Source organism: Arcobacter sp. YIC-80 (assembly GCF_044841725.1).
GTDB lineage: Bacteria > Campylobacterota > Campylobacteria > Campylobacterales > Arcobacteraceae > Arcobacter_B.
In genome coordinates this window covers 5057-28521 of record NZ_JBJBSI010000012.1, presented here as the reverse complement: position 1 = coordinate 28521, position 23465 = coordinate 5057, and the positions used below count along the sequence as shown (strand labels likewise).

17 protein-coding genes and 3 tRNA genes are annotated in these 23465 nt (G+C 26.5%); 11 read left to right on the top strand and 9 right to left on the bottom strand.

The window, feature by feature from the left end:
• Positions 1-50: 50 nt before the first annotated feature.
• Complete coding sequence (locus tag ACH5BK_RS13015) at positions 51-1574, bottom strand: diguanylate cyclase (protein WP_404308099.1); 1524 nt, start codon at positions 1572-1574, stop codon at positions 51-53.
• A gap of 58 nt (positions 1575-1632) precedes the next feature.
• Positions 1633-3036 (bottom strand): sensor histidine kinase, encoded by a 1404-nt coding sequence (locus ACH5BK_RS13010; RefSeq protein ID WP_404308097.1) that lies wholly within the window; start codon positions 3034-3036, stop codon positions 1633-1635.
• A 143-nt stretch (positions 3037-3179) separates the two neighbouring features.
• Between ACH5BK_RS13010 and ACH5BK_RS13005 the strand changes: the two genes are divergently transcribed.
• Genes ACH5BK_RS13005 through ACH5BK_RS12995 form a run of 3 tightly spaced genes read left to right on the top strand, consistent with a single transcriptional unit; the run spans position 3180 to position 5873 of the window.
• Positions 3180-4571 carry a cobyric acid synthase gene (locus ACH5BK_RS13005; RefSeq protein WP_404308095.1) on the top strand — a complete coding sequence of 464 codons (1392 nt, stop codon included), beginning with the start codon at positions 3180-3182 and terminating at the stop codon, positions 4569-4571.
• A complete protein-coding gene (gene cbiB / locus ACH5BK_RS13000; protein ID WP_404308093.1) occupies positions 4561-5448 on the top strand; it encodes an adenosylcobinamide-phosphate synthase CbiB in 888 nt (295 codons plus the stop codon). The genes ACH5BK_RS13005 and cbiB overlap by 11 nt, the downstream gene beginning before the upstream one ends.
• On the top strand, positions 5445-5873 hold the full coding sequence (locus ACH5BK_RS12995; protein WP_404308091.1) for a hypothetical protein: 429 nt from the start codon (positions 5445-5447) through the stop codon (positions 5871-5873). The genes cbiB and ACH5BK_RS12995 overlap by 4 nt, the downstream gene beginning before the upstream one ends.
• Here the strand turns inward: ACH5BK_RS12995 and ACH5BK_RS12990 are convergent.
• The 4 genes from ACH5BK_RS12990 to ilvD form a co-directional block, all read right to left on the bottom strand.
• Positions 5870-7099: an ArsS family sensor histidine kinase gene (locus ACH5BK_RS12990; RefSeq protein ID WP_404308089.1), complete on the bottom strand. Its 1230-nt coding sequence runs from the start codon at positions 7097-7099 to the stop codon at positions 5870-5872. The genes ACH5BK_RS12995 and ACH5BK_RS12990 overlap by 4 nt on opposite strands.
• Positions 7096-7782: a response regulator transcription factor gene (locus ACH5BK_RS12985; RefSeq protein WP_404308174.1), complete on the bottom strand. Its 687-nt coding sequence runs from the start codon at positions 7780-7782 to the stop codon at positions 7096-7098. The genes ACH5BK_RS12990 and ACH5BK_RS12985 overlap by 4 nt, the downstream gene beginning before the upstream one ends.
• A gap of 12 nt (positions 7783-7794) precedes the next feature.
• Entirely contained in the window at positions 7795-9213 is a 1419-nt protein-coding gene (locus ACH5BK_RS12980) for a Do family serine endopeptidase (protein WP_404308087.1), read from the bottom strand.
• A gap of 118 nt (positions 9214-9331) precedes the next feature.
• Positions 9332-11020 (bottom strand): dihydroxy-acid dehydratase, encoded by a 1689-nt coding sequence (gene ilvD / locus ACH5BK_RS12975; protein WP_404308085.1) that lies wholly within the window; start codon positions 11018-11020, stop codon positions 9332-9334.
• A 202-nt stretch (positions 11021-11222) separates the two neighbouring features.
• Between ilvD and ACH5BK_RS12970 the strand changes: the two genes are divergently transcribed.
• The 3 genes from ACH5BK_RS12970 to ACH5BK_RS12960 all read left to right on the top strand — a co-directional run bounded on the left by ACH5BK_RS12970 (position 11223) and on the right by ACH5BK_RS12960 (position 11551).
• Positions 11223-11309: transfer RNA gene (locus tag ACH5BK_RS12970), tRNA-Leu, on the top strand.
• Positions 11310-11324: 15 nt separating this feature from the next.
• Positions 11325-11413, top strand: a tRNA-Ser gene (locus ACH5BK_RS12965).
• A gap of 62 nt (positions 11414-11475) precedes the next feature.
• Positions 11476-11551: transfer RNA gene (locus ACH5BK_RS12960), tRNA-Cys, on the top strand.
• A 15-nt stretch (positions 11552-11566) separates the two neighbouring features.
• Here the strand turns inward: ACH5BK_RS12960 and ACH5BK_RS12955 are convergent.
• The 3 genes from ACH5BK_RS12955 to ACH5BK_RS12945 all read right to left on the bottom strand — a co-directional run bounded on the left by ACH5BK_RS12955 (position 11567) and on the right by ACH5BK_RS12945 (position 16002).
• Positions 11567-13180 (bottom strand): WG repeat-containing protein, encoded by a 1614-nt coding sequence (locus tag ACH5BK_RS12955; protein ID WP_404308082.1) that lies wholly within the window; start codon positions 13178-13180, stop codon positions 11567-11569.
• Positions 13177-15225 carry a PAS domain S-box protein gene (locus ACH5BK_RS12950; protein ID WP_404308080.1) on the bottom strand — a complete coding sequence of 683 codons (2049 nt, stop codon included), beginning with the start codon at positions 15223-15225 and terminating at the stop codon, positions 13177-13179. The genes ACH5BK_RS12955 and ACH5BK_RS12950 overlap by 4 nt, the downstream gene beginning before the upstream one ends.
• 69 nt (positions 15226-15294) lie before the next feature.
• Positions 15295-16002, bottom strand: coding sequence for a response regulator transcription factor (locus ACH5BK_RS12945; RefSeq protein WP_404308078.1), 708 nt, complete (start codon positions 16000-16002; stop codon positions 15295-15297).
• A 188-nt stretch (positions 16003-16190) separates the two neighbouring features.
• Between ACH5BK_RS12945 and ACH5BK_RS12940 the strand changes: the two genes are divergently transcribed.
• The 5 genes from ACH5BK_RS12940 to ACH5BK_RS12920 all read left to right on the top strand — a co-directional run.
• Positions 16191-18017: a TolC family protein gene (locus ACH5BK_RS12940; RefSeq protein WP_404308076.1), complete on the top strand. Its 1827-nt coding sequence runs from the start codon at positions 16191-16193 to the stop codon at positions 18015-18017.
• A 17-nt stretch (positions 18018-18034) separates the two neighbouring features.
• On the top strand, positions 18035-20197 hold the full coding sequence (locus ACH5BK_RS12935) for a type I secretion system permease/ATPase (RefSeq protein ID WP_404308074.1): 2163 nt from the start codon (positions 18035-18037) through the stop codon (positions 20195-20197).
• Entirely contained in the window at positions 20197-21747 is a 1551-nt protein-coding gene (locus ACH5BK_RS12930; protein ID WP_404308072.1) for an HlyD family type I secretion periplasmic adaptor subunit, read from the top strand. The genes ACH5BK_RS12935 and ACH5BK_RS12930 overlap by 1 nt, the downstream gene beginning before the upstream one ends.
• A gap of 105 nt (positions 21748-21852) precedes the next feature.
• Complete coding sequence (locus ACH5BK_RS12925) at positions 21853-22038, top strand: hypothetical protein (protein ID WP_404308070.1); 186 nt, start codon at positions 21853-21855, stop codon at positions 22036-22038.
• Between the two features lie 29 nt (positions 22039-22067).
• On the top strand, positions 22068-23465 hold a 1398-nt coding region (locus tag ACH5BK_RS12920; RefSeq protein WP_404308068.1), incomplete at its 3' end, for a Calx-beta domain-containing protein.

Sequence of the window (23465 nt, the reverse complement as noted above, 5' to 3'; positions counted from 1 at the left end):
AGTAAACGAAGGATATAAGTTTAAATAGGCAAACTTTTGGTAATTATATTTTATTTCATGTAAGGATGTAGTTTATTTTTACCAGTTTCTTTCGCTATATATAAAGCTTCATCTGCTTGTTTGTATAACTCATCTATTTCTAGGTTTTTAGTTGCTTTTTGAGTTGTGATACCTATTGATAGAGTTATTTTTTTATGTTGAGACATTTTATGTTCAATATCTAAATCAAATACTTCTTTACGTATTTGTTCTGCAATATTTATGGCACTGATTTGATTTTCTCTTTCTATAACAAATAAAGCAAACTCTTCCCCTCCCATTCTAAAGGCAATATCATTGGCCCTTTTTTGATGATTAAGTAATATTTTTGAAACTTCTTTTAAAACTATATCACCTTTTAAGTGTCCATAGTTATCGTTATATTTTTTAAAGTCGTCAATATCTATCATTATAAAAGATACATTTTGATTAGCATTTATAGCGTTTTGTATTTCTTTAGGAATTATTTCATTAAAATATCTTCTATTATAAAGTGAAGTTAATTGATCAATATTCGTAAGTTTTATAATATCTTCTGTAGATTTATCTAATTTTTTAGTAATACCTTTAACGTAAACAAAATAAGTACTTACTATAAAAAATCCTACTAAAAAAATCAAAGTACTTAGTTTAGTCTTTTCAGATAGAAGGTTTATCTTATCTTCTTGGGTATTTATAAGAACTATTATTTCTCCTACATTTCTTTTTTCTATATCATAAAGTTCCAACATACCTATTTCATAGTTTATTGATATGTTCTTTTGTATTTTAAATATATCTACATCTTTATCTATCAAGTTTTTTATATTATCATCAATATTTTTAATTGTTGAATTTATTATATAGTATTTTGCAGTTTCTGGATAGTTTTTTATTTGTTTATTTAGTTTACTTGTAAGTCTTATATTTTTTAGATTTATTAAATCTTTTTTTATGGCTACAAGTATTTGTGCATTAAGAATATTTGATAAATATTGAGTCATATAATCTACTTCTTCTCCTAATTCTAAAAAACCTACAAGCTTTCCTTTTATAAAATACGGAGTTACATAACGACTAGTTAGATTATGAGCAATACCAAATTCAATTCCTTCACTATCTTTTAAAGTATTTTGAGCTTTTTTTAGTGTAAATCTATCTATTTTATCAGAGTGTTTTTTATAATTATGAACTCTTAAAAATACTCTTGAATCTAAATCATGAAAATAAAAGTGCGTAATACCAAAAGATTTATTCAATCTTAAATAGGTGTCTTTTGTATAATCATAAAGAGCTTTTCTATTTTTTTGAAGATATAGTTTAGCAATTGTTTTATCATTTTTGATATTATGTAAGAGTTCTTTATAAATATTATTATTTTCATTTATTTTACTTTCATAGATTCTTTCAATATTTAGCAAAATATCTTTTGTCCGATTTTTTTGATAATTATTGTTTAATTTATCAAGTGAAAACAGTGAAAAAGCACCAATTATTACAAAAGCTATAAAAAATGGAATAAATACTTTTATAAATAAATACTTATGACTTTTCATTATTTTCCTTAATATAAGAATTTATATTAAGTATATAGCAATAATAATTACATATAAATTATAAGGTTTTACTAGTATTAGAGAATTTAGGAAGATTTATTTCAAAAAGAACACCATTTGTTAAATTTTTTGCACTTAAATCACCTTTGAAGTGCTTAGTTGCAATTTCATAAGATAAAAACAATCCTAATCCTGTTCCTTTTGATGAGTGTTTCGTCGTGAAATATATATCAAATATTTTAGGCAGAATATTCTCTTTTATTTTATCACCGTTATTTTCAATTAGAATTTTGATTGAATCTGCTTTTTCTTCTAATGATATTTTTATATATTTATCTTTATTAGTACTTTTTACTAAAGCATCTTTTGCATTATTTAAAATATTTAAAAGCAATTGTCTAAACTTGATATTATTACCTTCTATACGAAGTTCTTTATTATCATAATTTTTAATAAGTTTTATATTTTCATGTTTTAAAGTAGCGTCTATTAGGTTTGTTGTAAGATACATACATTTTGTAACATTGAAATAAATTAAATCATGTGAGTCATCTGTAAATAAAGTGAAATTTTCAATAACTTTTGATAAGTCTTGTGTATAATCAACAATTGTATCTAAATTTTGAATAAGCCTTTTATCTTCAAGTATATTTAATTGTTTTTCTATTTTCATACTACTTGCTAGGGTTGATATTACTGATAAAGGTTGTCTCCAATGATGAGCAATGTTTTTTATTATTTCTCCCATTTGAGCAAGTCTAAAGTGATGTTTTAGCATATTTTCTTTTTTGCGATTTTCTTTTATTGCATTTTCTATTTTATGAGCTAATACACTATTTAACTCTTGAAGTTCTTTTTCTTTTTCTTGTGTTAATTTTATAGATGGAATTACTATAAATATAGCTTCTAAAAATAGCGTAAATAAAGTACCAATTAAAATAAAGAGTTCTCTTTCTAAAAGGTTTTGAGTCATATCCTGACTCTCTTTTTCAAACTGATATACTGCATGATTTAGTTTAGGCAAAAGATTAAAAGAATAATCATGTATTTTTTCTAAAGTCTCTTTTTGTTTATTTTTATAAAATTCTTTAAGCATGGATATATAAGTAGTTACTTTTTTATCTAAGTTATAAGGCTTTTTAAAATATATATTTTGGCTTTCTTTTGTATTTAGATTATTAGTGATGTATTTATGCTCTTTTTCCATAAGAGTAATTAATTCATAAAAATGTATTTTAAAATTTTTATTATTTGATTCATAAAATCTTTCTGCCATAAGTGCAGTTTTTTGAGAAAGCATTCTTTGTTTTCCACTAAGATTGATTATATTTGCATAAACTTTTTGTTCTTTGATTAAAGTACTCATAGTATAGTAGGCGAAGAAAGACCATGATGCTAGAGTTATGAATATAATAGTATATATGACTTTTATGTCAAATAAGTTTTTTATTTTCTGATACATTATAAAATCCTAAGATAGAAAAATATCATATAAGTGTTTTATAAATACTTAAATATATTTTTATTTATTTGTGATAAAGTATGAGAAAATGACTCTAATTTAATTTTTACTATAATATCACAAAATATAAGTTCAGGAATAAAATGAAAAATATCTCTATCTTTGGAACTAGTTCTGATGCTGGTAAATCAACTATCACTTTCGTAATAGCAAAAATACTTCAAGACTTAGGTTATAGTGTTGCTCCTTTTAAAGCACAAAATGTATCTAATAACTCACATGTATGTGATGACGGCAGTGAAATAGCAATAGCCCAATACTTTCAAAGTGAAGTTTTAGGAGTAGAGACTTCTTATCATCTAAACCCAGTACTTTTAAAATCAGGTCGTGGAAACTCTGCTTCACTTATAGTAGAAGGTCAAATAGTTACAAATAAAGATGTTAGAGAATATTATAGAGACTTAGATTTATTAAAACCTGCAGTTAAAAGATGTTATGAGTACTTAGATGATAAGTATGACATTGTAGTAAATGAAGGTGCAGGAAGCCCAGTAGAGTTAAACCTAATGGATAAAGACTTATCAAATATCTTTATAGCAGATGAGTACAATACAAAAATTATACTTGTAGCAGATATAGAAAAGGGTGGAGTGTTTGCTTCTATTTATGGAGTTTATCACTTATTACCAGAGAAACTAAGAAATAATGTAGTGGGAGTTATAGTAAATAAATTTAGAGGCGATTTAACGCTTTTTGATGAAGGTATTAGGATTATTGAAGAAGAGTTTAAAATCTCTGTATTAGGAGTATTACCATATATTCCATTTAACTTAGGATTTGAAGACTCTGCAAGTCTAAAAAACTTCGTACAAAAGCCAAAAAAGAAAAAACTAGATATTGCTGTTATCTCATATCCTTTTATGAGTAACTATAATGATATAGAGCCATTAATTGCTGATGATGAAGTATTTGTAGAGTTTGTAGATTATAATATATCTTTAGAGAAATTTGATTTAGTGATTCTTCCTGGTTCAAAACTTGTAATCAAAGATTTAAAATGGCTAAAAGATATGGGGCTATTTGATAAAATAAAAAACTATGATGGATATATCTGTACTATTTGTGGTGGATATGAGATGATGTTTGAAACACTTAATGATAAGTATGCTTTAGAAAATAGCGAGCCTTTAGTAGAAGAGGGCTTTGGAAAAATACCATCAAATATTGTTTTTGAGAAAAAAAAGGTTTTAAAAAAGCAATCTTATGATTTATTTGATTGTAAGATAGATGGTTTTGAGATACATCACGGGGTTTGTGATAAGTATCCATTATCTTATGAGTCTAATAAATTCAAAGGAACATTTGTTCATGGTATCTTTGATAATGATGAGTTTAGAACATCATATTTTAAAGCAATCAATAAGGACTATATAGGTTATAGTTTTAAAGAGTATAAGAAAAATACAGTTGATACTTTTATAGATGAGATGAGAAGTAGATTAGATGTGAAGAGGATAGAGCAGAGTGTTTTCTAGTATTGCTTTAATAGCTTATGTTCTTGATTTAGTTTTTGGTGAGTTTGAAAAACTGAAGTTTATAAAACATCCAATTATTCTAATAGGAAATTATATCTCTTGGTTTCAAAAGAAGTTTTATAAGGACTCTGTTTTAAGAGGTGCATTTCTTACAATATCAACAGTACTAGTGGTATTTGTAATTTCGTATGTTTTATCACTAATTGATAATGTATTTGTTCAAGGTTTCTTAGCTTCTTTTACTCTAGCTTCAAAGATGTTATATGAGAGTGTAAAAGATATAGTTAGTTCCAATGACTTAGAAGTAAAAAAGCAAAAGATTTCATATTTAGTAAGCCGTGATACAAGTGAGATGTCAAATAGTGATGTGAATAAAGCAGCAGTGGAAACTTATGGAGAGAACCTAAGTGATGGTGTAATAGCTCCCTTGTTTTATCTTATATGTTTTGGAATAGTTGGGGCTTTCATATATAAAGCTATAAATACACTTGATTCTATGGTAGGATATAGAAATAAAAAATATGAGAACTTTGGTAAAATATCTGCCATATTAGATGATATAGTAAACTATATTCCCTCTCGAATTACCGCAGTGTTAATAGCACTTTTCTTCTTCTCAAAATCTGCACTTTTGGAGTTTGGGAAATATGGGAAAAAACATGATAGTTTAAATGCAGGACTTCCTATCTCAGCTATTGCTTTAGGTTTAGGTGTTAAACTTGGCGGTCCTACTTCTTATTTTGGGAAACTAAAAGAAAAACCATTTTTTGGTAGAGGTAGAGAAATTATAGAAAATTATGATGTGCTAAATGCATTATCAATTAAAAGAAAACTAGATATATTTATAATAATTGTATTAATTTTAGGAGTACTATGATGACTTATGAAGAGTGGTTTATCAAGCAAGGTAATCTTCATGCAAACGTAATGAAGAAACTAAGTGATAAATCTGTTGATGAGGTTATAGAGTATTTTAGATTTGACAACATGGTTAAGAATGAACCAGATTTTTGTCCTTTATACAAAGACAATAAAAAATGCCATGATTACGAAGATTTAAACTGCTATTTATGTGCCTGTCCAAACTTTAGATTTAAAATGGAAGGTTTTGAAGTAGTTGAGGGTAGAACACTTTTTTCAAAGTGTGGAATTAACTCAAAAGATGGAGCTCAGTATAAAGGTGATGATTATATTCACCAAAACTGTTCTGGCTGTATTGTGCCCCATAGGGCCAAATATATTAAAAATAAATTTTCAAGGGACTGGTTTGAAGTTATGAAAGATGTTAGAGAAGAATCTTAGTTCTTCTCTTTCATATTTATCACAAAGTGATTTTTTTCATCTTTATAGAAGTACTCTAACTTATAACCATGTAAATTAGCAATAGTTTTAACTATATAAAGTCCAAGACCAAAGCCATCACTTCTTTTTTCTTCTTGACAAAAAGCTTCTGTATAATACTCAAGTTCATGCTTTAAAGGTTCACCTTTTGAACTTACAATAATTTGTTCTTTTGAAGCATTTATAATAGCTTTTTTATTTGGTGAAAATTTTATTGCATTATCAATTAAATTTTTAAGAACTATTGAAAACATATAAATATCAACTTCAAATTTAAAATCTCTAATTTTTGAAGCAATATTTTCAGGGTTGATCATCATAATTTCTAATGTTTTATTATAGATATTGAAAAAAGATGTAAGCTCTTTATACACAACTCTATTTTGAGATGTGATTTTCTCAACAGTTGCTAACTCTTTGATAATGGCATCCATTCTTTTAAAAGCTTTTTGAAGATTATCTCTAGCTTTTTCATCTTCAAGAGTTTCAGCTATAAACATGGCTTTTGTAATAGGTGTTTTAAGTTCATGCATCATATTTCTCATAAATAAATCTTTTGATTTAGTTTGATTACTTATGATAGTTAAAGCTTCGTTAAAACTTTTTGCGATGGTTCCTATTTCATCATTGCTTACACTTTTTATTTTTACATCTTTTTTCCCATTTGAAAACTCTATAATTTGTTTATTTAAAAGCTTTAAAGGTAAAAGTTTTCTCTTTAAAGTTATGTATAAAAAAAGTAAAGTTACTAAAGATAAAATCATTGCAAGTATAATAATAGCAACACTATAATTATGGTTTCTAATATCTTTAAGCATAATATTATAACCATATTGTTGTACATAAATATAATAGTGTTCATTGTATTTATAAACTCTATATGTTCCTAAATAGTTTTGAGTAATAGTAAGCTCTTGGGCTTGCTTAATTATTTCAAGTTTTGCATCTCTTTCTTTTATAGGTTCAACTTTAAATTTTTCGAAAAGATTTTCAAGTGTTTCAACTGTAGGAAGGTTTTGAAAAGCACTCAAAAAGTTTTCTGCAATTAGTTCATATCTATTTTGTAGGGTTATTTCATGTCTTTGTTGATCAAATCTTATAAATAAAGCAAATGTAATCATAATGGCCACAAATGCTAATGAAAATATCATATTAATAAAAGCAGAAATAGAAATATTTTTTGTCATACTAGTTTATATCCAATACCTCTAACTGATTTGATATAAGTTTGACTATCATCTATTTTTGCTAGTTTTGTTCTTATTCTTGAAATAATTACATCGATATTTTTAAGAGATGAATCATCTTCAATATGATCACTTGCATAAATAAAATCTTCTCTTGATACAACACCACCATTTCTTTGAATAAGAAGCTTTAGGATGTCATATTCTGCTAAAGTTAAAGTTAAAGCATTATCTTTAAAATTGATTTGCATATCATCTTCTTTGATTTCAAATGTTGTATTAGCTTGCTTTATATCACTTTTAACTTCAGGTGTATTTGTCTCAACTCTTTTTAGAATAGTTTTTATTCTAGCTTGAAGCTCTCTTGGGTTATATGGTTTTGGAAGATAATCATCAGCACCTCTTTCTAAGCCCATAACCTTATCTAAAATATCATCTCTTGCACTAGAAATAATAATAGGTATTTCACTTTTTTCTCTAATTTTAGGAATTAATTCTAAACCATCAATTTCAGGAAGAGTTAAATCTAAAATTAGAAGTTTATAGTCTTTATTAACACTTAACATTGATAGCCCTGTGTATGGGCTATCTGTGTTAGTAACTTCTATATCAAATGAGGCTAAGTAATCAGTAATGATTTGAGCTAATTCTAAATCATCTTCTATCATTAGTACTTTAATTATGACAAATCCTTTTTATTTAGTTACAAATAGAATTGTTTGACCATATCTATTTACATAAATTCTTTTGTGTTGTTTATTATACTTACTTAAAGCTTTTTCAACATCACTAAAATCTTTTATTTCAACATCTTCAATTTGAATTATAATATCCCCTGGTTGGAAACCAGTTTTTTCAGCTTTTGATTTTGGTTCAACATCTGAAATTAGAATACCTTGTGCACTTAATGGCAGTCTATATTGTTTTCTAATATTCATATCAATATTTTTAAGTCGTAATCCACCAAGAACTTTACTATTATTTGAAGAAATTTTTATTAAAGATTCTCTATTTCCTAAAACTATATCAAGTTTAATATTTTTCTTATTTCTTTCAAGTGAAATAGTTACTTTTTGTTGTGGTTTAAATGAAGCAACAACATTTTGTAAAGATGTTCTATCAGTTATTTTTTTGCCATTTATAGCATAAATTAAGTCACCTCTTTTAACTCCATATTTTTCAGCTGGAGTTCCAGTAGACACATCAAGAACTAAAGCACCTTTTTTATGATTATATACTTTTGACAAGTCTTTATCTAAGTCACCAATAGCAACACCTAAATAACCTCTAGTTACTTTCCCGTCTGTTACAAGTTTTTTAACTACATCTTTTACCATGTTTACGGGAATAGCAAAACCAATTCCATTATTACCACCACTTTTTGATAAAATTGCAGTATTAATACCAATTAGCGCACCTCTTGAATCTATTAAAGCACCACCTGAATTACCTGGGTTTATAGAAGCGTCTGTTTGAATATAATTTTCATATCTGTTGATACCAACTTTATTTTTATTAAGTGCTGAGATAATACCTTGTGTTACAGTACTTCCTATACCAAAAGGATTACCCATAGCAAAAATTACATCACCAACTTTTAGTGAAGATGAATCACCTAGTTTCATAGCTTCAAGGTTTTTACCTTCAATTTTAATAACAGCTAAGTCACTATCTGCATCTCTTCCAATTAATTTTCCATTATATTCTGTTGTATCATCACCAATAGTTACTGTAATTTCTTCTGCATTTTCAATAACATGGTTATTTGTTACAATATATCCATCTTTTGAAACAATTACACCAGAACCAAGTGATCGTTGAACTCTATTTTGTCTAAACTGATTACCAAACTGTTCTCCAAAAAATCTTTTGAAGAATGGGTCATTAAACATTTCAAGAGGTAAATTATTTACTCTTGTATTTACATGTCTTTTAGCAGAAATATTAACTACTGAATGCATAGAGTTTTCAATATTTTTATTAAATGATAATATTTCAGTAGTAGAATTAGGAACCACTCTTTGAGGGTTTTTATTCATCATTTCAAAGTCAATTGATTGTGCAAATAATTGACTTGCAATCATTGCTGAAGCGAATAAAAGTTTTTTCTTCACAATTCATCCTTTCGAATTTTGATAATATAATTGTAGGGTATGTTTGTAAACTATTTTTCAATAAATAGTTAATAAATGGTTAATAGTTAAAACTAAGGCAAAGCCCTAGTTTTAGTGTTTATAAGTCAGTTTTTAAAACTGCTCCAGAACTTGCATTTGTTACAAGTGCTCTGTATTGTCCTAACCAAGAAGAGTTAAGAGGTTTTTTAAGAGGAGTGAAGTTTGCTTTTCTTTCTGCTATTTCTTCATCAGTTAAGTTTACAGATAAGATATATTGGTCAACATCAATATGAATTTCATCACCATCTTTTAGTAAACCAATCATACCACCCTCAGCAGCTTCAGGAGAAACGTGACCGATAGAAGCGCCTCTTGTAGCACCAGAGAATCTACCATCAGTAATTAATGCAACTTTATCTCCAAGTCCCATTCCCATAATAAGTGAAGTTGGAGCTAACATCTCTTGCATACCTGGACCACCTTTTGGCCCTTCATATCTAATAACAACTACATCACCAGCTTTAACCTTGCCTCCAACAATACCAGCAATAGCTTCTGGTTGTCCATCAAAACATACAGCTTTCCCAGTGAAAACTCTATCTCCTGTTATACCAGCAGTTTTGATAACAGCACCTTGTTCTGCAAGGTTTCCGTATAAAATAGCTAATCCACCAACTTCTGAGTATGGATTGTCAATAGTGTGAATAATATTTGTATCTTTAATTTCAGAGTCTTTGATTTTTTCTAAAGTTGAAATTCCACCAATAGTTGGATTGTCAATTAGAATATCATCACCTCTTTTTGACATCTCTTTCATTACAGCATTTACTCCACCAGCTGTATTAATATCTTCCATGTGTACAGTTGATAAAGATGGAGAGATTTTAGCAATATGAGAAACTCTTTTTGAAATAGAGTTAATATCTTCTAAGTTGAAGTTTACTCCTGCTTCTTTAGCAATAGCTAACATGTGTAAAACAGTATTTGAAGATCCACCCATTGCCATATCAACTGCAAAAGCATTTCTTACAGCATTTTCATTTAAAATATTTTTTAATTTGTACTCTTCTCTTGCTTTTTCATCTTTTGCTATTTCACAAATTCTTCTTGCTGCTTGTCTATATAACTCTTCTCTTTCAGGAGTTAAAGCTAAGATTGTTCCATTTCCTGGAAGAGCAATACCCATAGCTTCCATAAGAGTATTCATAGAGTTTGCTGTAAACATTCCTGAACAAGAACCACCACTTGGACAGGCATTACATTCGATATCTTTTAACTCTTCATCACTCATTTCACCTGATTCATGTTTTCCAACAGCTTCAAAAGCAGTAGCTAAATCAATAGGAGCTCCATCTTTTGTATGACCCTTTTGCATTGGTCCACCTGATACAAATACAGTAGGTACATCTACTCTTAAGGCACCCATAATCATACCTGGTACAATCTTATCACAGTTTGGAATAGCAATCATTGCATCAAGTTTATGTGCATTCATTACAGTTTCAATAGAGTTTGCTATTAGTTCTCTTGATGGAAGTGAAAATAACATACCATCATGTCCCATGGCAATACCATCATCAACTCCAATAGTGTTAAACTCAAATGGAACACAACCATTTGCTTTAATCTCTTCTTTTATAATTTCACCAACTTTATTTAAAAAGAAGTGACCAGGAATAAGTTCAATAAAAGAGTTTGCTACACCAATAAATGGCTTATCAAAATCTTCATCTTGTAATCCAGTAGCTCTTAATAAAGATCTATGTGGAGTTCTATCATATCCTTTTTTTATCTCATTACTTCTCAATTATAATCCTTTGAATTCTTCTTATATGTATAGCAGATATTATACATTTATTGATTTTCATTTTTTATTAAAACAGCTAAATTTTAAAAAATTTTGAAATTCTTTTCAAAAACCCTTGACAAAGAAAAAAAAATCTATTATAATTCCAGTCCAATTTAAGAAGAACGGTTCAAAAAACCGAAGAAAACTTAGATTTAAAAGTGCGAGTGTGGCGGAATAGGTAGACGCGTGGGACTTAAAATCCCATTCCGGTTTCGGAGTGTGAGTTCGATTCTCACCATTCGCACCACTTTTTTAGAATTGTAGAGAGTTGACTGAGTTGGTCGAAAGTACCGGTTTTGAAAACCGGCGAGGTTCACGCCTCCGGGGGTTCGAATCCCCCACTCTCTGCCACTTCTTTTTTAATCATGCAAAATCATCTAACTTTTATCATTGTTAATGATTTTCTGACAATTGGAGCTATAGCAAAGCTGGTAATGCCCCGGATTGCAAATCCGGTATGCGTTGGTTCGAGTCCGACTAGCTCCTCCATTTTATCTTTTAAACTTACCTGATTAATTCAAGATATTTAAACTTTATTCCTAATGTTAATATTTCATTATTTGTTTTTACAAATTGCACAGGAAGTTCTTTGTTCATATCAAACATATTTTTATTTATTGGATATTTAAGGCTTATTGTACCTTTTGTTGATTCTATTATGATATCTTTGTACTTTTTTAATATTTCACAGTTTTTTACTTTTACTTTATGATTTGTAAGTTCACTTATATTTAAATCTATTTGATTCTCAAACTTTTTAAATTGATTTATATACTCTTTTAGAGATAATTTATATTTATTTTTAATAAGTTTTGATTTTTCTTTTATTAATTCAAGCTCTAAAAATAAAAATATAGGATTTTTTTCTTGGCTAAATTGATAAGTGTTTTTTCTATGGATTCTTCTTAAATACTTTAAAAGTTCTTTTTCATCAAAGTTTTGATCATTTTTTATTTTTTCAAGTTCTTTGTTGATATCTATAAAATCAATTATCTTTTTATTTTTTTTGTATATGGCATATTTTTTGTTTTCTTTCACAAAAAAAACATCGTTTCTAAAATGTTTTATAAACTCTTTTTTTGCTATTTGTATTTTCCCTTGAGTATCTATGACAAAATACTTTTCATCTTCATTGATAAGTGCATATCCACTATTAAAAATACCATAGTTTTTAAATTTAGGCTTTATTATTTCTTCGCCATTTTTATTTATGTATCCCCATAATTTTTCTTTTTTGCTAAAAACGGGTTTTTCATTTAGAATGCTTAAATTTATAATATAATCATATTCTTTACTTTTGATAATAGGTTTTTCTCTTTTTTTATCAATTTTAATATATTTAAATTTCTTCTTTTTTGTTATTTCTATAAAATTATCTTGATTTAAAGTATTACATAAAGCTTTATTTGAATAAATATCATTTGTTTCCAAATCAATAATAGTACACAAATAATTTTTATAGTTTTGAGTACTCTTTGTTTTTTCTTTTTGAATCTGAGCTAATACACCTTTTGTTAATATATGATGATATTTACATTTATATATTAATTTTAATTGACCATTTTGATATATACCATCTTTATGAATAAGTCCATATTTACCTTTACTATTAATTACTTCAAGGTAGGGTTCATTTATAAAAAAGGGTAATTTTTTATTTTCATAAAAGTTATATATGAATTTATCTTCTTTATAGTAAAGATATCTTACTTCAAGATTCTTTTCAAAATTCCAAAATATCTTAATATCAGACTTTTTAGTTAAACTAACAAGTATTTTTTCATTGTATTTTGGAATTAATTCTATTCTTCTAGTAAGTTTTTTTGTTAATATTTCATCTTTTAAAATATCTTCAAGAGATAGTTTGATGATTTTTGCTTTTCTTGGTTTTTCTAATTCTAAAAGATAAGGTTTTCTTTTATTTGTATTATTTACATAAAAAGCTTTTAGGGCTTTTACTTCATTTTGTGATAAACAAATATTACTTTGCCATTTTCTTGCATCTTGAGAAAGTTCAAGTATATAAAATGTATAATTTTTTTCTAACAAATTCTTATAGTCTTCTTTTAAAAACTTTTGTAATGTTATATATTTCTTTATTAATTTTTTGATATTCATTTAAATTCTATGTTAAATACAGCACCTGTGTATTCTTTTCCTTTATATTCATATTTTTCATTTAAAACTTCTATTTTAGCTTTATGATTCTTAGAAATAATATCATTGGCTAAAGATAAACCTATTCCTGTTCCAACACTTTGATGTTTTGTCGTGAAGTAAGGTTCAAATATTCTTGAAATAATATCTTTTGAGATACCACCTCCATTATCTTTTATTGTAATAATAAGTTTTGAATCAATCTTTTTTGTAGATATAAATATTAGTTTATCTTCTGTATCATTTAAGTTTTCTTTTAAAGCGTCTTTTGCATTATTTATAATATTTACAAAAGCTTGTACTAATTGATTTTCATATCCTGGAATAGAAATATCATCTTCAATGTTTTTAATCAAAGTAATATAGTTGTTTTTTAAACTAGGTGTTACTAATGAAACAGTTTTATTTATTGCTTTTATTAAACTCAAATCTTCTTTTGGTTCAGCATCTTTAATAAATGTTCTAAAATCATCAATTGTTTGGGATAAATATTTAGTTTGAGAAACAATTGTATTTGAACTCTCTTTTATATCTGAATCTTCTAATATTCCACACTCTTTTTTTACAACTAAAGCACTTGCTACTGTTGAAATTATTGTTAGGGGTTGTCTCCATTGATGTGAAATATTACCAATCATTTCACCCATTGATATTAATTTTGATTGGGTTTCAATAAGTTTTTGTTTACTAATATCTTTCATATTAATTAAGAAACGTTTTTTATCAGGCATTAAAGTTATACTCATACTTACAGTTATTTGTTCAAGGTTTTTTGTTATACATCTTTTTTCTATGTTTTCTACTTGTCCTTGGTTTAAAACTATATTTAGTATTTCTTTCATCTTTTCGATTTCATCTTCTACAATTAAATCATAATATGATTTTTCTACTAAATCCTCATTTTTATAACCTGTAATTTTTAAAAATGATTTATTAAATTTTATTAAATCTGCATTTTTATCTAAAATAGCAATTGGATCCATTGAGTTTTCAAAGATGGCTTTAAATTCTTCTTTTTGTTCTTCTATTCTTTTTTCAATCTTTTTTTGTGTTGTTAAGTCTGTTTGAAAACCAATAAATCTAATAGGTTTACCATCTTTATCAAAAATAGCTTTTCCCCTATCATAAATCCATAGCCATCTTCCGTCTTTATGTTTAATTCTATGTATATTTTCATAAAATTTAGTTTTATTTTCGAGGTGCTCTTTTATATCTATAAGTGCTTGTTCTTTATCTTCTGGATGAACTCTGATTTCCCATTCTTTTATTGAGTTTTTAATCTCATCTTCTTTATAACCAAACATATTTTTCCAGGTAGGTGAATAATATATATAATCTGTCTTTAGATCCCAATCCCAAAGACCATCTTTTGTACTATTCATAGCTAGTTCAAATCTTTGATTAAGTTCGTTTAATTCTTTGTTTGTTTTTAGTAGTTTTTTTGTTAATAAATCTCTTTGTTTTAATAAATAAAATAAAAATATAATACCAATAATAAATAAAATAGTGGAAATTAAAAATATAGTGATTAGATTCTCTTCGTTTTCTTTTATTTGTTTGATTTGTATCTGAACTTGTTCTTCTAATCTTTGATTAAATTCTTTAATATTTTGAGATGATAATTGTTTGTGAATAATTGAAAACAGTAATTTCTTATTTTTGTATTTTATTGGGTATGAATGAACCACAACTTTTATTATTTTACCAGAAGCTAATTTATGATTAAAAATAAAAAAATTTCTATTTTCAATTTTAGCTAAGTTCATTTCTTTTGAAATTTGTTCTTTTGTAAAAGTATTTATATCTTTTATATTCATTTTTTTTAATTTATTTATTGAGTAGCCATATAAATTGCTTGCAGCCTTATTCGCTTTTACTATTTTCCCATTTTTGGGATCAATTAAAAGCATTACATCTGAATTAGTTTCAAATGTATTTAAAAGCTCTTTAGTAGCGCCATTAAGTGTAAAAAAAGGTAATAAAAATAATAGTAAAAATTTATTCATAATATGCTCTTTTATATAGTATTATTAATTCTAGTTAAAACTATATAAAATAAGTATTAAATTAAAAAATTAGATATTTAATTTGTAACCAACCCCAGAAATATTTGAAATTGAGTCTTTCCCTATTTTTTTTCGTAGTTTATTTAATAAATTTTTTAAAGCTGAATCAGTAGTTTCATAGGAATCTTCCCAAATATTATTTTTAAGTTCTTCATGGGATATGACTCTAGTATTATTTTTTATAAAATAATCAAGCAAAGCTACCTCTTTTGACGTAAGATTAATTTCTTGTTTATTAGAGTCTTCTAGTTTCTTATTTAAGACATTGTATTGAATCTTATTTTGAAAATTTATAATAAACATTGCATTTTCATAAATATCTTCTGCACATTTTAATAAAGCTTGATTCAAAGTTTCAAAATTAACAGGTTTTGTTAGATAATCAATAAGTTTAAGTTTTGTAGCTTTTAAAAGGTAGTTTGTTTCAGTATATGCACTTAATAAAATCACTGGGATTTTTTTATTGATTTTTCTTATTTCTTCTACAAAATCTAAACCATTTTGCTTAGGTAAATTTATATCAGAGATAATAATATCTATTCTTTGTTTTTCCAATATTTCTTTTGCCTCTTCAACACTTCCTGTATCAAAAACATTTTTACATAATAAAAGAAGAACTTTCTTTATATTTAATCTTATGTTTTCTTCATCCTCAATGTAAAGAACATTTAAATTCTTTAAAATATTGTTAAATTTTTTAATATTATCTTCACTCATTATTTACCTTATTTCGCTTCTTAGACTAATTATAACTTTAATAAATTAAATTTAAAATTATTTAAATATGTAATTTTTATAAAAAAAATGGAAAAAAAAGTTATAATATATGATATATAAGTTAATGTTTAATATATAATTAAACATAATATGTTTAAAATAATAAAAAAAATTACTAAGGCTATATCATGAGAGTTTCTAAAATATTAAAATATTCATTTTTATCTATTATTGCTAGTACAACATTACTTAATGCCTATACATTAAAGCAAAGTGTTGAAAAAGTCTTAGATAAAAATCCAGAGATAATTGCAGAAAAGAAAAATCAAGAAGCATTTAAAAAATATGTTGATGAAAGAAGAGGTAATTATTACCCTCGAATTGATATTGATGGTAGAATTGAAAAAGTAAATACAGATAAAAATTATAATCAACCAAATCCTAATAATAATGAAGATGGTTCAGATCAAGAAGATGGTTATAACTTTGGTATTGCTTTAAATCAAATGCTTTATGATGGAGATTTAACTCCAAGTAGAGTAAGAGAAGCCAAGCATAATGATATCGCAAATAAATATAGGACAAATAGAAACATAAGCAATATAGTATTAGAAACAATTAACGCATATACTGGATATGTTCAATATAATGAATTTCTAAAACTAACAAAAGGTATGATAACTACAAATGAAGATAATTTAGAAATAGCTAAACAAAAAGAAGAAATAAGTGGTGAAGTACTTGAAACTTATCAAGTAGATTCAAAACTTAGTTTTGTAAAAGAAAAATATATTGAAGAGCAAGATTTAAAATCTTCAAAAATTAGTACTTTTAAAAGATATATCGGTGAAAAACCTACAGGTAATGAGTGTAGACCTTTTATCAATGAAACTATTGTTAATAAACCTTTACAAGAAATAGTAGAGCAAGCAGTTTTAAATAACTATGAAATTTTAGAACAAATTGAAAGAGTAAAAGCTCAAAGAGAAAAAATTGCACAAGCAGATGCAACTTTTTTACCAAACTTAAGTCTTGAATTAAAGGCTATTACAGATAATGATTTAAGCTTAAATGAAGAAGGAAAAGAAAATCAAGTTTTCGGTAGAATAAATTTGGCATGGAATATTTATAATGGTGGTTCTGATTATGCTATATCTAAACAAGAAGAACTTTTTTTAGCGGAGCAAAAACAAAGATTAGATGCTATTACAAAAAAAGTAGTTGAATCTGTAAAAGTTACTTATCAAAGATATAAAAAGAATAAAGATAGAATAAATGTTCTTAAAAAATATGTAGTTGCTAATGAAAATATTGTTGAAGTATATAAAAGTGAATTTGAAGCAGGAACAAGAACTTTTGTAGATATTTTAGATGCCCAAACAGTATTATATGAGGCAAAAAAAAGTTTAGTAATTAGAGAGTATGAATTATATTCAAATTATTATGATTTACTAAATAGTTTATCTATTTTAATTCCGACTGTTTTAGATTCAAATATAGCACAATGTGCAAAAACAAATATAAAACAAGATGTTCAAAAAAATAATACTACAAAAAACAATTTAAATGTTTCAGAAGAGTTAACAGCTTTATTAGGCGATGAAGAAGCAAAAAATAGTCTTGAAAATAAAGAAGAAGATGTAGTAGTTAATGAAAATATAGATGATTTAACAGAAGAACTTTTAGAAGTAACTGATACAGTAGAAGTAAGAGAAGATAGTAGTATATTAGAGTTTCTTAATTCATCAGAAAAAACATATACTATTAATATTACAACAACAAAAGGTTTAAATGCTGCAAAAAACTATGTACAATCAAATGGTTTAGATAGTTCAAAAGCTTATACTTATGAATTTGGACCTAGTATGAAAAGTGCAAAGGTAATTTATGGTATATTTGATTCTGTAAAAGAAGCAAAAGCTGCATTATCTTCTTTACCTAAATCAGTTTTAAAAGGTAATCCATATATAGATAATGTTAGTAAACATCAAAAACTATATAAAAAGTATCATTAATTATTTAAAAGGTGAACATGGAAAATCATGATTCAAATGAAATCAGAACGGAAACCTTATCAAACTTAAAAGACAGACGGAAAGTAGACGACTTACTAGGTTGTCTACTTTTTTTATCAAAATATCATAAAAGAGAAACATCAGAAGCCTCTTTAACTTATGGCTTGCCTATACATAAAACTTCTATGAATATCTCTATGTTTCATCAAGCTGCAAAGAGAATAGGTCTAGTTCCTAAAACTGTAAAAAGAGAAAATATATCTGATATAACAAAACTAGCTTTACCTTCTGTTTTAATTCTTAATAAAAATAGGGCATGTGTTTTACTTGATTATGATTTAGAAGAACAAATTGCTAATGTTATTGTACCGGGTTTAAGTTCAGGTGAAACTCAAATAACAATAGAAAAACTAGAATCAGAATTTACAGGTGATGTTTTAATTATTAAACCAGAGTATAATTTTAATAATAGAATAGAAAAAGAAGTAATTGTAGATAGTCCTAAAGAATGGTTTTGGGGTACTATGTTTAGAAATAAAGGTATTTATAAACAAGTAGTTTTAGTATCTTTATTTATTAATATTTTTATTTTAGCAACACCTTTATTTACAATGAATGTTTATGATAGAGTTTTACCAAATAATGCAATAGAAACATTGTGGGCTTTATTCATCGGAATATCACTTGTGATGATTTTTGATTTACTATTAAAAGTATTACGTTCTCATTTTTTAGGTATAGCAAGTAAACGTGCTGATACGGTTATGTCAAATAAGATATTTAATCATTTAATGAATATAAAAATGGATGCAAAACCTTCTTCAACTGGTCAATTTGTAAGTAGATTACAATCCTTTGAAAGTGTTAGAGAATTTTTTACAAGTGCTACAATTGCAGCTATTGTTGACTTACCTTTTGTTATAATTTTTATTTTAGTAATTGTTTTTATTGCAGGACCTTTAGCTTATATAACAGTAGCAACAGTATTAATATCTATAACTCTTTCTTGGTATTTACAAAGACCCTTAAAAGCTTTAATTGAGAAATCTGTAAAAGAAGAACAAATTAAACAAACTACTTTAATAGAAGCAGTTGCAGGTTTAGAAATAATAAAAAGTGTAAAAGCTCAAAATAGAATGAAAACACACTGGGATCAATCTATTAACAAAACAGTGCATTATTCTGATAAAGGTCATTTTTTATCTCAAAGTATTACTTACTTTACAGCTTTTTTATCTCAATTTTCAAATATTGCTATTGTTGCAGGTGGAGTTTATTTAGCACAAGATGGAAAGATTACAATGGGTGCAATTATTGCAGCAATGATTTTAAATGGTAGAGTAATTGCCCCAGTTTCTCAACTTGTAGGTATGATTATTAAGTTTGATAAAACAATGCTTTCTTTAAATAATCTTGATGAAATTATGAATATGCCTGTGGAAAAAGAGAATAAATCTTATATTAGTAGACCTAATTTAAGAGGAGATATAACATTAAAAGATGTTGAATTTGCATATAAAGATCAAAATCATCAAACTTTAAAAAACATCAATCTTACAATTAAAGAGGGTGAAAAAGTCGCAATTTTAGGAAAAATTGGTTCAGGAAAATCAACTTTATTAAAACTAATTATGAATTTATATGAACCTAAAAAAGGATCAGTATTAATTGATGGTTTAGATACTAGACAAGTAGATCCTACTGATTTAAGACATGCAATAGGATGTGTTCCTCAAGAACCATTTCTATTTATGGGAACAATAAAAGATAATTTAACAATAGGGGAACAATATGTTTCAGATGAAGAATTATTAAGAGTTTCGAAAATTGCAGGTTTAGATGAATTCCTAGGAAAACATGAAGCAGGTTATGATTTACTTGTTGGAGAGAGAGGAGAAGGCTTAAGTGGAGGTGAGAGACAATCTGTAACTTTAGCTAGAGCTTTAATCTCAGATCCTAGTATTATTATGCTAGATGAACCAACGAACTCAATGGATAGACAAACAGAAAAAGCATTTATTAAAAGGCTTAAAACAATTATTGAAGATAAAACTTTAATAGTTGTGACTCATAAAACATCTTTATTAGAATTAGTAGATAGAGTGATAATCGTTGAAAATGGACAAATAGTAGTTGATGGGCCAAAAGAAGAAGTTTTTACTACAAAAGCGAGTAATTAATGAAAGAAAATGATTTAAACAATAATAAACCTAAAAATGAAAATTTAGAACATTTAACAATTCTTGGTAATGATAAACCAGAAACTTCATCTATTTATGATTCAAGTATTAAAGAAAATAAAAATTATGAAAAAGAGTTTGAGGATGTAAGACCGAAAAAAAAGAAAAAAGGTTTTTTTTCTAGTATTAAAAAATTATATGGCTTTGATAATGAAGATGAAGATTTAGAGTTTGTTTATTCTACATACTCTTTTGCTAATGAAAAACCTTCTTTACGATCAAATGTAATTGCTTTTACAATTATTGGTATCTTTACAATATTTTTAATATGGGCTTCTTTAGCCCAAATTGACGAACTAGCAAGGGGTAAAGGAAAAGTAATCCCTACAGATAAAATTCAAACAGTTCAATCTTTGGATGGTGGTATCATTTCTGAAATTTTAGTAAAAGAAGGACAAAGAGTAAAACAAAATGATCCTTTAATGAAAATTGATACAACAAGGTTTCAAGCTTCTCTTGAAGAGAGTAAACAAGAATATTTATCTTTATTAGCTTTAAAAGCAAGGTTAGAAATTGAGTCTCAATTAGATTTAGATAAAAAAATTCCTGAATTAAAATTTGATGAAAAAGTTTTAAATGATCCTTCAAGATATGATAAGACTGAGAAATTACTTTTAGAAAATAGAGTTAATGAATTGAAATCATCGATTAGAGTTTTAGAAAATCAAGTAAATCAAAAAATACAAGAACAACTAGAAATACAAAGTACTATTAGAAAATTAACTAAAAGTTTAGAGTTTATTGAACAACAAAGAAAAACTATTAAAAAACTTGTAGCAAGAGGCGTTAAATCAAGGTTTGATTTACTAGATATTGAAAAAGAATATAATCAAACAAAAGGTGATTTAGAAACAGCAAAATTATCAATTTCAAGATCAAGATATGCTATTTCTGAAGCAAGAAATAGAATTTTAGAAAAAATTGATACTTTTAAAGCTGCCTCTTCAAAAGGTTTACAAGAGGTTATAAGTAAAGTAAATAGATTTGAAGCAAAACTAGTTGGAGATAAAGATAAGGTTGAAAAAACAATAATATCTTCACCTGTAGATGGTATTATAAAACAATTAAATTTAAACACAATAGGTGGAGTAATTCAATCTGGTATGGATTTAGTTGAAATTGTACCTTTAAGCGATGCTTTAGTTGTTGAAGCAAAAATTGATCCTAAAGATATAGCCTTTATAAACCCTAGTCAAAAGGCAATTATAAAGATTACAGCTTATGACTTTTCAATTTATGGTGGATTGGAAGGTAAAATTGTAGAAATATCAGCTGATACTATTCAAGATAAAGACTCAAAAGATGATAAAAGTTACTATAGAGTATTAGTAAAAACTGATAAAAACTACTTAGAAAGAAAAGGTAAGAAATTACCTATTATCCCTGGAATGGTAGCTTCTGTTGATATTATAACAGGAAAGAAAACTATTCTGGACTTTATTTTAAAACCTATTTTAAAAGTTAAACAAGACTCACTTCATGAGAGATAATTTTATCTCTCATTTATTAAAACATTAAAAAATATCAAAAAAAACTTTTTAGAGACTTTTTTTATATAGTATATATAATATGAATATATTATAAAAGGGTCTAAGATGAATTATGACTTATATTTAGAAGACATTTTAATTTCTGATGAGAATACTGAAAACATTAATACTGAGTGGATTCAAGAGAATACTCAAACTGTAGATAGTAATACATATAATGTTTATCAAGGAACAGGACAAAACTCATTAGTTAAATTATATATTAATGAAGAAATAATAGTTGATTTATAAGATTTTGAAGAAATAAAGAAGGATTGAAAATGAAACTTACAATAAAAACTGGAACACAATTAAAAGAGATAGATTTAAATAAAGATTTATCTTTTAATGTCAATAAAGGCGAACAGTACGTATTTTCTAATGGATTTACTAATTATGTATTAAACTTTAAAGATGATCAAGAATCAATTATTTTAGTATTTAATATTAGTGGTAAAAATATTCAAGTTGAACTAAATGGTATTGTTCCATTATTACAAAATAATACTAATACAGATAATCCTACATCTATTATTATTAATAAAAATGTTGATAATAATAAAATTGAAGAAGCATTAGAAGAATCAGCATTTAATGGAAGTGAAATCTTAGATAAATTAGAACAATTAGCTTCTTTAGGTGTAAATACTGAACCTTCTGATAATTTAGCATTAATTTCTGATTTTCAAACATTAATTGGAGCACTTGATGCAGCAGCTGCTGGTCCAGAAGCAGCGGAGCCTACATCAGACGGTTCTACATTTAATTCAATTCTTAATCCTACAGATGATTCTTTACCTGGAATTGCTGAAACTGATAGATGGGAAAACTTATCAGAATCTATTTCTTCTACAGCTGTTTCTACTGCTGAGGATGTTTTTATTCCTGAAGTTTCAGTTTCAAATGTTACAGTTAATGAAAATGATGGTGAAATAGTATTTAATATTACGTTAAGTGCCCCTACAACAGTATTAGTAAGTGTTGATTTCTCAACTTCTGATGGTACAGCAGAAGAAATTAAAGACTATCTTAATTCTATAGGGACTTTAAGATTTTTCCCTGGAGAAACAGTACAAGAAGTTAGAATCCCAATAATTAATGATAATATTTATGAAGCAAGTGAAAATTTCTTTTTAAATATTACGAATGTAATAAATGCAACAATTGCAGATGCACAAGGTGAAGGTACTATTTTAGATAATGGTATACCAACTTTAAGTATTACAGGTAGCGAAGTAGTTGAAGGTGAATATGCTAATTTTGATATAAGTTTAAGTGGCTCAAGCTATGAAGACATTACTTTTTCTTTACAAACTAAAGAAGATACAGCAACACAAAATGACTATAGCCAAAAAATAGAAGTTTTTGTAAATGGTCAATGGGTTGAATCAACAACAGCTACAATTCCAGCAGGTGAAGATTCAATAAAAATAAGAGTAAAAACTATTGATGATGTATATAAAGAACCTACAGAATCTTTTTCTTTAGAAGCTACAATAATTTCAGGAACAACTACAAATACAACTGCTTCAGGTAAATCTTTTATAACAGATGATACAACACCAACAAACCCACCAAGTGCAGAAGATACAGTATACGCGCAGATAAGTGTAGATAAATCAAGTGTAGAAGAAGGTGGAGAGTTAACATATACAGTTAAATTAGTAGATAAAGATGGA

Excerpts from the sequence above, each read along its gene's own strand:
- ACH5BK_RS12990 (WP_404308089.1), bottom strand. The coding sequence starts at position 7,099 with ATGACAAAAAATATTTCTATTTCTGCTTTTATTAATATGATATTTTCA.
- ACH5BK_RS12925 (WP_404308070.1), top strand. The coding sequence starts at position 21,853 with ATGAATTATGACTTATATTTAGAAGACATTTTAATTTCTGATGAGAAT.
- ACH5BK_RS12935 (WP_404308074.1), top strand. The coding sequence starts at position 18,035 with ATGGAAAATCATGATTCAAATGAAATCAGAACGGAAACCTTATCAAAC.
- ACH5BK_RS13015 (WP_404308099.1), bottom strand. The coding sequence starts at position 1,574 with ATGAAAAGTCATAAGTATTTATTTATAAAAGTATTTATTCCATTTTTT.
- ACH5BK_RS12940 (WP_404308076.1), top strand. The coding sequence starts at position 16,191 with ATGAGAGTTTCTAAAATATTAAAATATTCATTTTTATCTATTATTGCT.
- ACH5BK_RS12945 (WP_404308078.1), bottom strand. The coding sequence starts at position 16,002 with ATGAGTGAAGATAATATTAAAAAATTTAACAATATTTTAAAGAATTTA.
- ACH5BK_RS13005 (WP_404308095.1), top strand. The coding sequence starts at position 3,180 with ATGAAAAATATCTCTATCTTTGGAACTAGTTCTGATGCTGGTAAATCA.
- ACH5BK_RS12930 (WP_404308072.1), top strand. The coding sequence starts at position 20,197 with ATGAAAGAAAATGATTTAAACAATAATAAACCTAAAAATGAAAATTTA.
- ACH5BK_RS12955 (WP_404308082.1), bottom strand. The coding sequence starts at position 13,180 with ATGAATATCAAAAAATTAATAAAGAAATATATAACATTACAAAAGTTT.
- ACH5BK_RS13010 (WP_404308097.1), bottom strand. The coding sequence starts at position 3,036 with ATGTATCAGAAAATAAAAAACTTATTTGACATAAAAGTCATATATACT.
- ACH5BK_RS12950 (WP_404308080.1), bottom strand. The coding sequence starts at position 15,225 with ATGAATAAATTTTTACTATTATTTTTATTACCTTTTTTTACACTTAAT.
- ACH5BK_RS12995 (WP_404308091.1), top strand. The coding sequence starts at position 5,445 with ATGATGACTTATGAAGAGTGGTTTATCAAGCAAGGTAATCTTCATGCA.